Source organism: Listeria ivanovii subsp. ivanovii, assembly GCF_900187025.1.
GTDB classification, from domain to species: Bacteria; Bacillota; Bacilli; order Lactobacillales; family Listeriaceae; genus Listeria; species Listeria ivanovii.
Genome location: NZ_LT906478.1, coordinates 464,784 through 480,952, shown reverse-complemented (window position 1 = coordinate 480,952; position 16,169 = coordinate 464,784). Strand labels below are relative to the sequence as shown.

Here is a 16,169-nt window from a genome sequence, read left to right as displayed (position 1 = left end):
TGAACTCATAAGGAGGAATCAGATTATGCAGACAAAAGAATTAGCTGAATTAACCGGTGTAAGTGTGCGCACACTTCACCACTACGATAAAATTGGTCTTCTAATCCCGCAAAAAGATAACGTAAATGGCTATCGTATTTATTCAGAACAAGATGTCGACAAATTACAACAAATTCTTTTCTTTAAAGAACTTGATTTCCCTTTGAAAAAAATAAAACAGATTCTTGATGATCCTTCTTTTGATAAGTCAGTCGCATTATCCTTGCAACAAAATATACTTATCGAAAAGAAAAAGCGCATCGAAAAAATGCTCACAACCCTAAATCAAACCATCAAGAACGAAAAAGGAGAAATAACTATGACACATGAAGAAAAATTCACAGGCTTCGATTTTTCCAATAATCCCTACGAAGAAGAAGCACGTACACTTTGGGGTGATAAAGTTGTCGAACAAGCAAATGCAAATATTAGCAACCTAACAAAAACAGAGCAACAAACGATAAAAGAGAGTTTTGACAATGAATTTCGAAATTTAGCAGCTGTTAGAAAACGTCATCCCGCATCCGAGGAAGCACAATTCGCAATGAACCACTTCTTCCATTACTTAAACGATAATCACGGTAATATTTATTCACTAGAGATGTTCCGAGGTCTTGGAGAAATGTACGTTGCAGATGAACGCTTCACTAAAAATATTGACCAGTTTGAGGATGGGTTAGCCATGTTCTTAAAGGAAGCGATGAGAGTTTACGCAGAAGATAATTAAAAAATATTACAAACTTACGATTGGGTGATGGGTGAATAGGGTAAAATAGAATAGATTTCATTAATATGCATAATAGTGTAATATAAAGATTGTTATTATGTATTAAAAAGGAGGTTCCTATGTTTAAACACATCTTACTTTCATTAAATGGGTATAAAATGTCCTATTTAAGAAATGATGTTATTTCAGGTGTTGGTGTCGCTGCACTTACCATCCCCGTGGCCATGGGATATGCACAAGTTGCAGGGCTACCACCTATTTATGGACTATACGCGTCCTTTTTACCTGTTATAGCGTATGTTATTTTTGCTAGTTCACCACAACTAATCTTTGGAATTGATGCCACAGCAAGCGCCATTGCTGGATCAATCATTTTAGGAACAGCCGGACTTACAGCAGGTTCCAAAGAAGCCATTGCTCTTGCACCAATACTCGCATTCTTCTGTGCCGTATTTTTGGTACTTTTTTCTGTTTTAAGGCTAGGTCGATTTGCAAAATATATTTCAGCTCCAGTTTTAAGTGGCTTTATTTCTGGACTGAGTGTTTCCATCATTATGGGACAAATACCTAAAATTATGGGCTTAAAAGAAAGTGGCGATAGCTTTTTCTCTAGTCTTGGAATTATTTTTGGTCAGTTTTTCCAGTCTAATTGGCTTTCACTTTCGATGGGTGTTGCCACTATCATTATTGTTATTAGTTGTAAAAAGCTAATACCAAAAGTCCCTATGTCATTAGTTGTCCTCATTTTAGGAACAATGGCAGCGTATTTCTTTCAACTTGATCAATACAATGTGGATATTGTTGGTAAAATTCCAGTTGGATTTCCTTCACTTGGACTTCCTGATTTTGCTGCAAGTTCATGGGCTTTAGCTATTGGTGGCGGTTTAGTTTGTGCCATCGCTACATTTGCAGGTTCCCTATTACCGAGTGAGAGTTTTGCGATGCGAAATAAATATAAGATTGATGATAATCGCGAATTATTTGCTTATGGTATATCAAATTTCGTTGCCGCTTTTTCAGGTTGTTCACCAGCAAGCGCCAGTGTTTCAAGAACAGCAGCTAATGAACAATTCCGTGGTAAAACACAAATGGTTTCCATCGTAGCAGCAACAATAATTGCTCTTATCGTGGCATTCTTAAGTGGTTTACTTTATTACATGCCACAACCTGTTTTATCTGGTATCGTGTTTGCTGCACTAGTCGGCATTATTGACGTGGATGTTTTAAAAGGATTATTTAGAATATCTCGCCGTGAAGCAACTGTTTGGATTGTTGCAGCAGTTGGAACACTTCTAGTTGGTGTTATTTTCGGCGTACTACTTGGAATCGTGTTATCTTTCATAAATGTAATAAGTCGTTCGATGAAGTCCCCGATTGCCATTCTAGGTGTCATCGAGGGCCGTCATGGTTACTTCGACTTAAAACGCAATCCAGAAGCGAAACCAATCCCAAATGTGGTCATTTATCGTTACAGTGCTTCCCTTTTCTTCGGTAACTTTAATAAATTTGCTGATGGCTTAAAAGAAGCTGTCCAAGATGATACAAAACTAGTAATTTTTGAGTCTAGCGCAATTATCAACATCGACACGACATCCACTGAATCATTAAAAGACTTGCTTAAATGGCTTGACGACAAAGGTATAGAATATTACTTTGCCGACTTAATCGATCATTTAAAAACGAGTTTTAGAAAACATGAACTTGGTTATATTATTGATAATGGCTATACGAAGAAGACGATAGAAGATGTACTGGATGATTTTTACCACAAATAAAAAAATGCTTAGCTAATTTTAAACGTTAGCTAAGCATTTTTTGCATTTTATAAAAGACTAAAAATCCGAGGACTAATCAAACGAACAAATGGTGACACAATGAAGATTTGTAAAAATAGTGCCACAAAATAATTGCGTAAAATCAATACACCTAAATGGCTCCAATCTTCTTGGTTCACTATAAGACTCAGTGTTGACATTAGGATACACATAAATGTAACCATTAATAATTGCATCACAATTATTTTTTTGACTATTGACGTATTCTCACTTACTATTAAGCTTTGCAAACGACCAGCAATCTTCCCTACAATAAAAAAATCTAGTAAAAACCCAACGAAAACAAACGGTATAAATGCTTTTAATACAATCACAAAAGCTCCTGAATTAACCCCATTTTCTAGAAATATATTATAAGAACTCATACATAAAATCATTAAAGAACACATAATAAATGTAAAAACGACCTTTTCTTTCCTATTACTGTACATACTTTCCCCCCCCCAAAGAACTATCGTAGCAAATAAAAAAGTTCTTCGTAAGTGACAATTTTGTTACAAAAAAAGTTTTGCTCAGAAACCGAAGCAAAACTTGTTATTTAACGTTTTTCTTGGTCAATTTGTGTTCTTATTTCCCGGGCAATATTTTCAATTGTGTACAGTGCCGGTAATTGGGAAGTGATATTGGCTTCTTGATACATTTCTTTATTAATATAGTATGCAATGTTCGCATCAGATAGCCGGGCAATGGTTGACTTCGCGCTATTTGTAATTGAAATAACTTTGCAATTTTGTGCTTTTAATTGGTGGATATAACGAATAATATCTTCATTTTCTCCTTCAACCGAAATCGCAATCATACAAATTTTATCCGATAATTTGCTTGATAAATGATAAAACGGATGATTGAGCGGGTCTTCAATATGGAGCGCTAAGGTAAATAACGACGAAAAATAAATTGCACCATACTCCGCAATCACACCTGACGAACCAACTCCTGCAAATAAAACAAGTTCACGGTCACGAAGAATTCGAACGGCATTTTGAATTTGCGCTTTAAATTCCGGTTGTGCGGTTCGCTTCAAAAAATCAATATAGGTTGTCTCATCTGCCATATCAATTTGTGCCAATTTTTGTTCCTCTAAGTAAAGTTGTAACTTCACGCGGAATTCCGAAAAGCCGTTGCAACCGAATTTTCGACAAAATCGTAAAATGGTTGTCGTACTGACGTGTGCCTCGGTCGCCAAATCACGAATTCGCATGTAAACAACTTTATCTAAATTCGCCACAATATAATTATAAATATCTAATTCTGTATCATTCAATTCTAAATTTTTATCTAAAAAAAGCATTTTCGCACCTCTTTTCACTTTATTTTATCATGTAACACCTCGTTACTCAAATGTAACAAGTTCCTACTTAGAAAATCCTTACCTATCGCTCGCCAAATACTAGCTATTTTTTCATAATATTTCTATACTATAACTGTGAGAAGAAAAGGTAACTAACAAATAAGTAAGCCTTTTCAAAAAAATATCCTTGGAGGTATAAATAATGAGTAAAGGTATTAAAATCGCAACTATTGGTGGCGGATCAAGTTATACACCCGAACTAATCGAAGGATTTATTAAACGTCAAGAGGAATTACCAGTTCGCGAACTATGGTTAGTAGACGTAGAAGCTGGCCGTGAAAAATTAGAAATCGTTGGTAATCTTGCAAAACGAATGGTGAAAAAAGCTGGCGTTAACATGGAAATACATTTAACACTCGACCGCGAAGAAGCTTTAAAAGATGCAGATTTCGTTACAACACAACTACGCGTAGGTTTACTAGACGCACGTGTAAAAGATGAACGTATCCCCAATTCTTACGGTGTAGTTGGTCAAGAAACAAACGGACCAGGCGGCATGTTCAAAGGTCTTCGTACGATTCCAGTAATTTTGGATATTTGTAAAGATATGGAACGACTTTGCCCGGATGCTTGGCTAATCAACTTTGCTAATCCAGCAGGAATGGTAACAGAAGCAGTTCTTCGTTATAGTAACCAAAAGAAAGTGGTTGGCTTATGTAACGGACCAATCGGTATTGAACGTAATATCGCCGAAACGCTTGGTGTAGATGTTTCTGAAATTTATGTTGAATTTGTTGGTTTAAACCACATGGTATTCGCAAAAACCGTTTATCATAATGGCAAAGACGTAACTAAAGATGTAGTTTTCAAAATGACAGAAGATGAAGCTGGCTCAAGTCTGAAAAATATTAACGCAACTGGTTGGGACAAAACATTCTTACGCACACTTAATATGATTCCAATCGACTACTTGCGCTACTACTGGCAAACAAAACAACAACTGGAAGACCAAGCTCGCGCCTATGCGGAACATGGTACTCGTGCAGAAGTTGTTAAAAAAGTAGAAGCGGAACTATTTGAGCTTTACAAACAAGAAGAACTTGCTGAAAAACCAAAACAATTAGAGCAACGTGGCGGTGCTTATTACAGTGAAGCTGCATGTAACTTAATTAACTCGATTTACAACGACAAACGCGATATTCAAATCGTTAATACTCGTAACAACGGGGCAATCCTTGATATCGACCCTGATTCCGCGGTAGAAACAAATTGTGTTATCACTCGCCAAGGACCAATTCCACTAGCAAGCGGACACCTTCCAATCGCTATCAACGGCATCATCCAAGAAATCAAGACTTTCGAACGTTTAACAGCCGAAGCAGCAGTTACTGGGGATTATGATAAGGCACTACTTGCGATGACGATCAACCCGCTAACTCCAAGCGAATCCGTTGCTCGCGAAATGCTGGATGAACTTTTAGAAGCCCACAAAGAATACTTGCCAAATTTCTTTAAATAAACAAGAAAAGATGAGCCTTTTTTCAAGGTTCATCTTTTTTATATTCTCCAGTCTGTCAAATTATTCTCCAAATAATCTACCCCGAAAGCAAATAAACCAATTCGGTAATCACTCGTAAATTTACGCGATAACACCATTTCCGGCAAACTGGCATACGGATATACCTCCGCCAAACCTTGTGTTAATTCCTCCATAAAATCTTTTTGACCAAAATAAAAGTTCGTATAAATAACAATCGTTTCCGGATCATAAAAACTCATCGTGAGTAGAACCATTTTGCGGATATGTTCTTTAATCTTATCCACGGAAAAATCAAAGTTATCCCAATCAATTTGCAATGGCATATACTTAATTTCACCTGCAAGTCCATTTTTTCCTTTTAAAATCTCCCCATTCATGAGCAGGCCAGCACCTGGCGGAAAACGTTCTGGATAGTAAAGTCCGACAATGTTATCTTCTGTGACAGGGCGATTTTTATACCCTAAAATTGCTGCATTCGTATCAGTCTCAACAAGCACCGGCAAATTCACTTCCGATTCCAATGTTTCTCGCAAATGAACGTTCAAAAGTAGCGGAAAATCCATCGCTCGCAGTCGTCCGCCAATTTCAATTCCGGGAACACCGATGACAATACAAGAAATCTTCGAGAAAGCACAGACAAGGTCTTTAATATTTCTTTTCAGCGCATGAATATCCAAATCTTCGCCCGACATATCTTCCACAAACTCCACTTCACCTAACAAATTATATACGGAAAAGGAATAAGTGATTTTCTTCCACTTTTCTTGCAAGCTAACAACCAAAACTTGTTGGAAATTTGGATTAATTTTGTAGGAAATTGCCCTTCTTCCGCCAGTTACAACTGAATTATCTTGCTCGATAATTTCGTCACCTTCTTCTAAAGCGCGAATTAGTTTGTTCACAGTAACCACACTTATATCTGTTACTTCTGCAATTTCCGCTTTTGTCATAGCTCCATGTTGCCGCAAAATCGATTTAATTTTCCGTTTATTCAATTCTTTTAAGTCACGTGGAAGTGCCATCTAACTACCCCTTTCCAAAGTTGATAAACAAACTTTATAAACTATATTTAATATTATTTTAACTGTTTAGCTAGTTTTTGTCAAAAAAAGAACTTCCCAATTAAGAGAAGCTCCTGACCTATCATTATTTTGCTTTTCGAATAAATAACGAGCAAACAAGACCAATACACGCCATAATTAGTCCGAAAACAAAAGCGTTTTGGATTCCGGCTGTAAGTGATGCGACCATTTCTTCTGGTCCAGCTCCTTGCGCGGTTTCCATGTAGGCTTTTTGTCCAGCAGTCATAATCGTGATTGCAACAGCTGTTCCGATTGCTCCAGAAACTTGCTGCAACGTATTCATAATCGCTGTCCCATCTGGATATAACTTACGAGGAAGTTGATTTAATCCATTAGTTTGTGCTGGCATCATTACCATCGAAATCCCAATCATCAACACGGAATGAAGTATGATAATTGTTAACGCAGTCGTATCTGTTTCGATTCTTGTTAAAAAGAATAACGCGATAACAGCGACAATAAATCCTGGAATAACAAGTGCCCGTGGTCCATAAGCATCGAACAATCGACCAGTAAATGGCGACATCAAACCGTTTAATACTCCACCTGGAAGCAACACAAGCCCCGCCGAAAATGCTGCGAGTGCTAAACTATTTTGCAAGTACAGCGGTAGTAGAATCATCGTCGAAAGGATCATCATGAAACTAATAAATACCAAAATAAGCCCTAGAGTGAACATTGGATATTTAAACACTTTTAAGTCCATTAACGGTTTTTCCATTGTCAGTTGGCGCCATACAAATAGAGCAAGTGAAATTCCACCAACAATAATTGCTGTTAGTACTGTTGCGCTACCCCAACCATGCTCTCCTGCACTACTAAAGGCAAATACAACCCCGCCGAAGCCTAGTGTGGAAAGAATAATCGATAAAACATCAATTTTCGGCTTCGTTACGACCGAAACATTTTGCATATATTTAAGTCCAAATAATAATGCGATAATTAAGAACGGTAAAGAAATCCAAAAAATCCAGTTCCATGTTAGGTTTTCTAAAATCAGTCCAGAAATTGTCGGACCAACCGCTGGCGCAAACATAATAACCAGCCCAATCATCCCCATCGCCGAGCCACGTTTATGCTCTGGGAAGATTAGTAAAATAGTGTTAAACATTAATGGTAACAACAGGGCTGTACCTACTGCTTGTACTACACGCCCAATCATTAATATGGCAAACGTTGGTGAGATTGCCGCAATCAGTGTCCCAGCAATCGAAAAACTAACTGCTGTAAAAAATAGCCCCCGCGTCGTAAACCATTGTAAAAGTAATCCAGAAATCGGTACTAATATTCCAAGCGTTAGTAAGTAACCAGTCGTAAGCCACTGCACTGTCGCTGAACTAATATCAAACACCTGTATCAAATCACTAAGCGCCATATTCAATGCCGTTTCACTAAATAACCCAATAAATCCCGCCATCAAAAATGAGGCAATAATTGGAATCGGCCGAATCTTCCGCTCCATTGTTCTTTCTTGCTGCATATAATTTCCCCCTTTTCAGACTAAAATATAGTAGTCTATGTTTGATATTACGTAGATTTGGGAAAGAAGTCAATTTTCGAGCCTTCATTTTATAGGAAATAATCTTTTATATGCTATACTTCTGAGTAGAAAAGAGGGATTTTTATGACTATTTTAGCGTTTATGTTAACTTTCATTGTGATGATTGAACATATTTATATTATGATTTTGGAAATGTTTTTCTCGAATACCAAACTAGCAGCGAAAACTTTCGGCGTGGAAAAAGAATTGCTCGCGAATAAGAAAGTACAGACATTGTTTGCGAATCAAGGGCTTTATAATGGGTTCTTGGCAGCAGGGCTTGCTTGGGGCTTATTTTTTGCTGGAAATGTGTACACTGGTACTGTGCAAATTTTCTTTTTAAGTTGTGTGGTGATTGCGGCTTTGTTTGGAGGCGCGACATCTTCGAAAGGCATCTTGGTGAAGCAAGGGCTGCCGGCGGTTTTGGCGTTGGTTGCTGTTTTGTTGGTTGTAACTATCTAAAAAGATATGATAATTTAACTTTCAACTAAAAACTTGAATAGCGAAAAGAAGAAGCAACCAGTTTTTCCTGATTGCTTCTTCTTTTCACATAATACGTGCTCGTAAAATGGCAACTCGCTCATTTTCTCCAATATTTCTTATCCTAAATCTTTCTATCTGCGCTGGAATCACAAATGTTTCTACGTAATGAACTTCAAAATCGTCAAATTTGCCTTCCAAACTCTCTACAACAATCTTATCTCCTTCCACCAAATTCAACATGTTCACCGTTTTTTCCATATTATCATAATCGATAAAATCAGAAAACCAATCTCGCTCAGTATAAATTTGCTCCGTTTTATACAATCCTGTCCGCTCTTTTGTATGTGTCTTTGTTTCAATTAACGGTACAAATTGGTTCACTAAATTTTCTGCCACCCATTTCTCAGAGCGATTCCAGTTAATTACTTTTTTTCCATGTTCAATGTGCACTGGCCGCGGTTTGCCGTCTAAGCCTAATCGTCCCCAATCCCACAGCTTAAATGTAAAAATATACGCACACAAGCTTATTTCAAGAATCATCGAATCCGCTCCAGAACAATGAACTGTTCCCGATGGTATTAAAAAATGGTCGTGTTTTTTTGCTGGAAAAGTATTGATATAACGTGGTGCATCTAGCGCTACCTCACCTGATTGTGCATCTTCAAGGGCTCCAATTAACTCCTCTGAATTAACATCATCCTTCACGCCCAAGTAAACAACCGCGTCATCCTTCGTATCAAGCAAATAATAGCTCTCCTCTTGCGTATAATCCATCCCAAACTGCTTTTTAATATATTCCTTATTCGGATGTACTTGCAAACTGAGATTTTGTCCACCTATTGTATCTAAAAAATCAAACCGAATCGGTAATTCCGCTCCAAATCTGCTATACACTAGCTCACCTAGCAACTCCATTGGATATTTCAATACCGCATTAATTGCCGGTGTTTCGATTCGTACAGTACCAAATTGCAAATATAAACTATTCTCTTCTGCAACCCCATCAAACGCCCAAGCAAAATTGTTAACGCTTGTGTCTAAGCCTAAGTTTTCCTTCATCCATTGCCCACCCCATACACCAGGGTCAAAATATGGCACAAACCGAAATGGGCCTTGCAACATCTGCTCCAATCCCGAACAGTAATCTGACCATTGTACCATTTTCGGATGATCCAACTCATTGGCGTCCACATAGTAATTAATTTTGTCGAATAGCTCTACCTTTAATCGATCTGCTGCTCGCCAGTCTAAGAAAAAGCCTCGTTTGTATTTCCGCAAAATATCTTCATCTAAATTCGTATCATTCCAATTCCCAATTTCACCAGAACGCATTCGTTGCTGAATCTCCCAACGTGCAACATCCATATAAACGGTCACCTCTGCATCAGCTACCAAGCTTGCTCCAGTCCCAAAAACAATTGTCAAATCATCTGAGGTCGCTACCTTTTTTCGTAATAACTCCAACTTAGCTTTTTCATAATAATCCTCCATTTTAATGGCCGCCATTCTTCCAAAAACGCGATCTTCTGTAATCAACATAGCGAATTTCTCCTGGATTTCTTGACCGCGCATCGCAAAATCATCCGCACATAGAATTGTCGCTGCTTCAAAATACTTCTCCAATGCGCACCTCAGCGTTTCGATTTGCACTCCTGGATATGTCTCTATTACCAAAATTGCCTTCTTTTTTGAAGACTTAGCTATCGCATGTGAAAGTTCCGAAAATATAGCTTGAAATCCCGTCCATGTTTTAAAATCACCTTTTACTTTCGTTGTTGGAGAGTGATTGTATCTCGTTTGATTATTCCCCATTCTCAACGCCTCCTTCTCTTCATGCTTCCAGTATAAGAATTTAAAACACTTTCTACAATACCTTTAGCCAATAGCGAAAACCATTTCCGCCGTACGAAAAAAGAGGTTCCTATATAATGTTTTATTCTTGCTCCTGATCCCCGCTTTTCTTCTTAAAATAAGGTCTCGTTCGCGATATTTTCGCCGCAACAGTCTCATCATATTTGCTAATATAAACAGAATAAATAATGTCCATTACATGTAACATCTCAATACGAGAAGCAGCCGCAACATAGCCTTCTGGATGCTCAATTTGGGCTACAGTAATATTACAATCCGCTACTTGTGCCAAGCTATTATCCTCTTCTGATGTGAACGAAATAGTATACGCACCAAGCTGTTTTGCAATCTCCAATGCCGTTATCACTTCTTGCGTTTCCCCGCCATATGAAATACCCACAGCGACACAGCTAGCGTCTGATTGTTGCGCTTGCGAAATTTGAATATGCGAATCTGCAAAGGCACTCGTGCTTTTACCAGAACGCAAAAATCGGTAGGAAAAATCTTGCGCCACGAGATTTGAAATTCCACAGCCATAAAAATCCATCCGCTCTGCTTCATACAATATTTTCGCCAAATCAGTTACTAATTCTGAATCTAAAAACTGCACACTTTTAATCATACCGTTAATCGTTAAGTTCGTAATGACTTCACCAATTTCAATAGCCGCTTTATTTGGATAAATGTAACCTCGATTATATACTTCTTGTTTCTCAAAAAACCATTTATGTAAGTTCAGCACTAGGTCTTGTTTAAAGTCTGTATATCCTTTATAACCAAGCTTTTTACACATCCTTACAATCGTTGCTGGACTTGTAAAACATTCATCAGCTAACTGCGTAATATGCATCGTTTTCACTGTTTCTGCATTCGTCACGATATACTTAGCAATATCTTGATAGGACCCCATAGACTGCTTGGCTAATGCTTGCAATCGCACAATTCCTGATTTCATAGCTAAAACCTCTTTTCTTCATAATAACCATTATACAACGAATATCCCTATAATTACTTAGAATAATTACAAGGATACTCTCATACATCGAAAATAAGTTATAGCTTCCATTTCCCAATTTCTTTTAAGATAAATTCACAAAAAATAGAGTTTGACCAAGAGAACCACTCTCTCGTATACACTGTTGGATCATCCGCTAAAAAGCCTTCATGTGTCAGTTCTGTACCAGCATCTGTTGTTTCAAATAAACGTAGTAATTCCTGACACTCTGCATCATCTATCGAAGTTAAGCCTTGAATTGCCAATCCCATATGCCAAACATACTCAGGTGGCGTGTGAGGGCTCCCTAAACCTTTTGCTGCTGTGCCTTCGAAATAGTACCGATTGTCCTTTGATAAGGAAAAACGGCGCGTATTTTGATAAATAGCCTCATCCGCATCGCAATACTTTATATATGGCAAAGAAAGTAAGCTCGGAACACCTGTATCGTCCATGATATTACTATTGCCTAAGCCATCCACTTCATAGGCATATATTTTTCCATATTTTGGATGATCAATGATACCAAACTTATCAATTCCCTCCTGAACTTCTTTTTTCATCGTTGTTATTGCGGTTAACAACTCCATTTCTTTTGGGTAAAAAGCCACCACCATTTCTTCCAAATAGCCAAGTATTACGACAGCGAACATGTTTGCTGGCAACAGATAGCCATATTCGCACGCATCATCACTAGGACGAAAACCTGACCAAATCATTCCAGTATAACCAACTTTCGTCCCGCGTCCTTGGTTTGGCAAACTATCTTGTTCAATACCGTTATTACGAATAAAAAAGTACTCTGAACACGCTTCATGGTGCTGTTCCACACGAAACACCCGGATCAACTCTTTGATTGCTGCTAAAAAACCTTCATCAAATAAATCCACTCGCGCCGTCTGCTTCCAATAAAAATAAGCAAGTTCTACTGGAAAACAAAGGGAATCCAGTTCATATTTCCGCTCCCAGCTCCAAGGATTTGAACGTTCACTTTGATCAATTTCACTCCAACAGTTACCATTTCCACCAAAATTAAATGCATTTGTGTACGGATCAAGTCGAATATAACGAAATTGTTGTCGTATTACTGCACCAATCACATCATATAGCTTTCCACTTGCATCATCTAAATTTAAAAACACTCGTAACTGTCCACCTGAATCGCGTAACCACATTGCAGGAATGTCACCCGTAAATAAAAATGCTGAATCATCTTTTTTTTGCACAAGTGTAGTTGTAATTGTATTTAACATGCACTTTCGAAACATTCGTTGCAACTTTTCGGATAAGTCTACCTGTTGCAAAATTCGATCTATCGTTCCGTCAATCAATGTTGCGAGTTCCGTATTATCACTTGCAGCCTCTTTTAAAATTTCATCCGTAATTCGTCGTAAGCGGAAATAGGTATCCTCTCCCATCATTTCCTTATCCAAACTCGTATTATTTTCCAAAATCCCACCATTCCCTTCACTAAACAAACATGGATGCTCCATACAGCCCCGCATCGTCCCCAAGGCTTGCAACTTTTAACTGAACATCTTCTCTCATCGTGCTGTAGACTCGCTTTGTCACCATTGGATGCAACTTTTCTACTAACCATGGATGACGTAAAATAACTGCGCCACCGAGAACAAAAACTTCTGGATCGATAACTTGAATAATCGATGTTACCGCCGCGCTAAAATGATGTAACCATTGTTCAATCACTTGGCGCGCTTCTTCCTGATTAGCTTCATATTGCACAAATAATTCGGCAGCAGTCTGGTTTTCTCCAAACAATTGTTTACTTTGTCTTAACAAGGCGCTACCACTACATGTGTTTTCCAGCGTACTATTTGGCGAACTCACATCAACAATCATATTCCCAAGTTCTGACGCATGCCCATGACTGCCAGGAAACAGTTCCCCTCTACAGATGAAACCACCACCAATACCCGTACTTACCGTGATATATTGCACACTATCGTAGCCTACCCCGGAGCCAATTTTCGCTTCAGCAAGTGCAGCTGCTTTGGCATCATTCATCAAAAACACTGGTACATTTACAAGACGCTCGAGCTCATCTCTAATAGGGAATCCGTGCCATCCAGGTAAATTTGGAGCATCTAAAACTGTTCCATTAGTCACATCAAGCGGTCCAGGTGCACCAATTCCAATACCGATTGCTAAGCGTTCTGGATCAACTAGTCTAACCATACTTACTAACTTTCCTAATGCTTGGACAGGTCCTAACTTCGCCTCTGTTTTTACTTGTTCACGTGCTATCAACTGATTGTCAGAATCAAACAACGCCACTCTCATATTCGTTGCACCGATATCTATTCCAATTCGATACATAGCTACACACTCCTTACACATACATCGATAAAAAGCCTTGATTATATGATTTACAAGCATCAATTGCAACATCCGCCCGCGTTGTTTGTAACGTCGCAAGTGTATACCTGAACTCGTAAAACCCTGCCAGATCTACTTTGAAATTCGTTTCCCAGAAATTATTCATTGCCCAAACATAGAGTGGTTCTTTGTTTTTTTCTGCCCCTCTCTGTCCAGATAATTCAATAAGATGGTGTTCCAGCTCTCCTAGAACTAGAAGTGGCGTATCTTTTAGCGCAAGAATAACTGACTTTTCTGCTCCAACGTAAACCGCACCTTCTTGAACTAAATAGAACTCTTGATTAGTCCCAGGTAGCTGGTCTATACCAGGCCGTACAAGACAGCCCATTTTATCAAAATAAAGTTCTTCTGTTTCACCAGTTGTAAACGGGAATGAGATATACAGATTTTCAGGATCCCAAATACTATCTTTATGCAAGCGTAGCGTGATGTCTATTTTTGGTGTGTCACGATATACTTTCATATGAATTTCATACATTTGTGTTCCTTCTAAATCATACGTAAATACGACCGTCGCGCTGACTTCACCGCTTTCGCACACTTGGATATTTCGTAATTTGGATACGTGACGATCAGTATTTATTTTCTTGCGATTTCGTCCCATTGTGTGACGAACTTCCCACGCATTTGGCTCTGTTGCGGTGCGCTCATAAATACCTACAAACGGTGGATGCTCTAAACTATCTCGTAGTAATGAATTGCCATCTCGCTTATCGATCATGGCAACAATTCCATTCGTTTCGTCAAAAGTCATCGAATAATATTTCGTCTCGACTTGGTGCGCATTTACACGTAAACCTTCCTGCCAACCATCGTACATAATATCATTTATCTTATCTACTGCTAAATAGCGATACGGTTCTTTTTGCAGCTCTTTTTTCAAACGAATTCGTAAAATCTTCTCCTCCAAAGCCGTGAGTTCTAATACTACTTCCACTTCTTTGGCTCGAGCAATTTCCCTAACTTGTGATGGTAAAACTTCTCCAGTTAGTTCATCCACCACTTCAATATTTTGCAATAAAATGTCTACAGCTGAGCCTTCAACATCCTCCCAATGCTCAATGTATAAGCAAACACTATCTGTTCGTGCCGTTGCTTGTGGATTAATTACCTTGAACAATTTGTCGCGGTCTGGGCGAATCGTCACTTCCCCTTTTACCGCTAGAATCTCATCCAACTTTAGTGATGCCAATTGATTTGCACGAATAGCATAGGAGGACTTTCTGAAATCTAAATCATTGACGAGCGTTTCCCACGGCTCTGTCACAGATGAAGAATATCCCCATGTATGTTCCGCGTATAATGCCAACTCGTACTCAACATCATCTAGATATTGCTTGTCCGCCGCTACAAAATCAGGTGCTAGTTGCTTTCCGATATGGTATTTTCGCTGGGCATCTTTGTAATGCTTCACTACAGCTGGCGTTGATCCAACACCGTCTGCCCACCAATCATTCCAATCACCACGATACACTGGCAACTCATTCATTTCATCTCGCAAAATATCAAAAAAGTGGTTAAGCGTAATCATTTCAATTTCAATTTGATCCCCATGTAGCTCATTCCAGGTTTTCACGCGTTCCAAAATCCGACCATTCGGAGCCCCATTATCCGTACTCATCCCTGAAACCATGATTGGCACAAAATAATAGTCGTACTCCACATCATTATCCAGCTTCTCAATATAATTAAAAATACGTTCTTCTGCCACTTCAAAATCAGCAACCTCTGCTTTTGGGTTAAAACGATCCTCCAGTAAATAAGTAATTCCGTGCTCTGGTACTAAACATAGTTCATTTCCCATATGGTAATGATCGGATACCCACGTTAAGACGCGTTCACCACTTGGGCCTTCCCACCAAAAACCGTGATGCTTTTTCCCGTGTGGATACATCCCGTGATGCGTATGGATACAGCTGAATAAATTCTCAATCCCATTATTGGCTAACGCGTCGGCATATCCCCACGAATAACCATTAATATCTGCGCTCATTGCTGAATCAAGCGGCACAGCTAAATGATCTGCATAACTTCTACCTTGTGCCAGTTTATGATTTAAAACTTCATCATCTACTAATTCCGTCATGTTCAAATAATTAAGCGAAATATCAATTAGCCCCGCCTGTACATATCGTTCAAAACAAGCAATATTTTCCTCGCTACTATTTTTAAGGAAGTTTTCGACTTGCCAATAATTTTCACAAACCCAACGAAATCCCTCCCATTCCGGACGTTTCCCATCTTCAATTTCCATTAAAATATCTATTGCTTGTTGGATAAAATCGACATGATACCGCTTTAATTTTTCTTGGCGCTCTGTATAGCCAATATCTGTGTGTGAATGGTGCAATACGTATAGCTTCCATTTTTTTGACAAAGTCATCTTTTAA

The 16,169-nt window shown here is 38.5% G+C and carries 13 protein-coding genes; 4 read left to right on the top strand and 9 right to left on the bottom strand.

From position 1 onward, the window contains the following. The first annotated feature begins 25 nt into the window (after positions 1 to 25). Both CKV67_RS02305 and CKV67_RS02300 read left to right on the top strand, forming a co-directional pair. On the top strand, positions 26 to 766 hold the full coding sequence (locus tag CKV67_RS02305) for a MerR family transcriptional regulator (protein WP_014091965.1): 741 nt from the start codon (positions 26 to 28) through the stop codon (positions 764 to 766). Positions 767 to 885: 119 nt separating this feature from the next. Continuing rightward, positions 886 to 2,541, top strand: a complete 1,656-nt coding sequence (locus CKV67_RS02300) for a SulP family inorganic anion transporter (RefSeq protein WP_014091964.1) — start codon at positions 886 to 888, stop codon at positions 2,539 to 2,541. A gap of 47 nt (positions 2,542 to 2,588) precedes the next feature. Here CKV67_RS02300 and CKV67_RS02295 read toward each other — a convergent pair whose 3' ends face one another. Together CKV67_RS02295 and CKV67_RS02290 are read right to left on the bottom strand one after the other, a co-directional pair. After that, positions 2,589 to 3,032 carry a DUF2798 domain-containing protein gene (locus tag CKV67_RS02295; RefSeq protein ID WP_014091963.1) on the bottom strand — a complete coding sequence of 148 codons (444 nt, stop codon included), beginning with the start codon at positions 3,030 to 3,032 and terminating at the stop codon, positions 2,589 to 2,591. Between the two features lie 107 nt (positions 3,033 to 3,139). After that, on the bottom strand, positions 3,140 to 3,892 hold the full coding sequence (locus tag CKV67_RS02290; RefSeq protein ID WP_003718627.1) for a MurR/RpiR family transcriptional regulator: 753 nt from the start codon (positions 3,890 to 3,892) through the stop codon (positions 3,140 to 3,142). Positions 3,893 to 4,094: 202 nt separating this feature from the next. Between CKV67_RS02290 and CKV67_RS02285 the strand changes: the two genes are divergently transcribed. Then, a complete protein-coding gene (locus tag CKV67_RS02285; protein WP_014091962.1) occupies positions 4,095 to 5,411 on the top strand; it encodes a 6-phospho-beta-glucosidase in 1,317 nt (438 codons plus the stop codon). A 38-nt stretch (positions 5,412 to 5,449) separates the two neighbouring features. Here CKV67_RS02285 and CKV67_RS02280 read toward each other — a convergent pair whose 3' ends face one another. Together CKV67_RS02280 and CKV67_RS02275 are read right to left on the bottom strand one after the other, a co-directional pair. Beyond that, positions 5,450 to 6,454: an ROK family transcriptional regulator gene (locus CKV67_RS02280; protein WP_014091961.1), complete on the bottom strand. Its 1,005-nt coding sequence runs from the start codon at positions 6,452 to 6,454 to the stop codon at positions 5,450 to 5,452. Between the two features lie 124 nt (positions 6,455 to 6,578). Continuing rightward, positions 6,579 to 7,994: a DHA2 family efflux MFS transporter permease subunit gene (locus CKV67_RS02275; RefSeq protein ID WP_014091960.1), complete on the bottom strand. Its 1,416-nt coding sequence runs from the start codon at positions 7,992 to 7,994 to the stop codon at positions 6,579 to 6,581. Positions 7,995 to 8,138: 144 nt separating this feature from the next. Here CKV67_RS02275 and CKV67_RS02270 point away from each other — a divergent pair, with 144 nt between their 5' ends. Continuing rightward, on the top strand, positions 8,139 to 8,516 hold the full coding sequence (locus CKV67_RS02270) for a DUF1304 domain-containing protein (RefSeq protein ID WP_014091959.1): 378 nt from the start codon (positions 8,139 to 8,141) through the stop codon (positions 8,514 to 8,516). A gap of 84 nt (positions 8,517 to 8,600) precedes the next feature. On the opposite strand, the gene CKV67_RS02265 is transcribed toward CKV67_RS02270, so the two are convergent. From CKV67_RS02265 to CKV67_RS02245, 5 genes are all read right to left on the bottom strand, one after another. Next, positions 8,601 to 10,349 (bottom strand): class I mannose-6-phosphate isomerase, encoded by a 1,749-nt coding sequence (locus CKV67_RS02265; protein WP_014091958.1) that lies wholly within the window; start codon positions 10,347 to 10,349, stop codon positions 8,601 to 8,603. 121 nt (positions 10,350 to 10,470) lie between these two features. Beyond that, positions 10,471 to 11,343, bottom strand: a complete 873-nt coding sequence (locus tag CKV67_RS02260; RefSeq protein ID WP_025279758.1) for a MurR/RpiR family transcriptional regulator — start codon at positions 11,341 to 11,343, stop codon at positions 10,471 to 10,473. Between the two features lie 98 nt (positions 11,344 to 11,441). After that, entirely contained in the window at positions 11,442 to 12,875 is a 1,434-nt protein-coding gene (locus tag CKV67_RS02255) for a glycoside hydrolase family 125 protein (protein ID WP_025279757.1), read from the bottom strand. Further along, positions 12,853 to 13,719 carry an ROK family protein gene (locus tag CKV67_RS02250; protein WP_014091955.1) on the bottom strand — a complete coding sequence of 289 codons (867 nt, stop codon included), beginning with the start codon at positions 13,717 to 13,719 and terminating at the stop codon, positions 12,853 to 12,855. The genes CKV67_RS02255 and CKV67_RS02250 overlap by 23 nt, the downstream gene beginning before the upstream one ends. A gap of 13 nt (positions 13,720 to 13,732) precedes the next feature. Next, positions 13,733 to 16,162 (bottom strand): glycoside hydrolase family 38 N-terminal domain-containing protein, encoded by a 2,430-nt coding sequence (locus CKV67_RS02245; RefSeq protein WP_025279756.1) that lies wholly within the window; start codon positions 16,160 to 16,162, stop codon positions 13,733 to 13,735. Positions 16,163 to 16,169 lie beyond the last annotated feature (7 nt).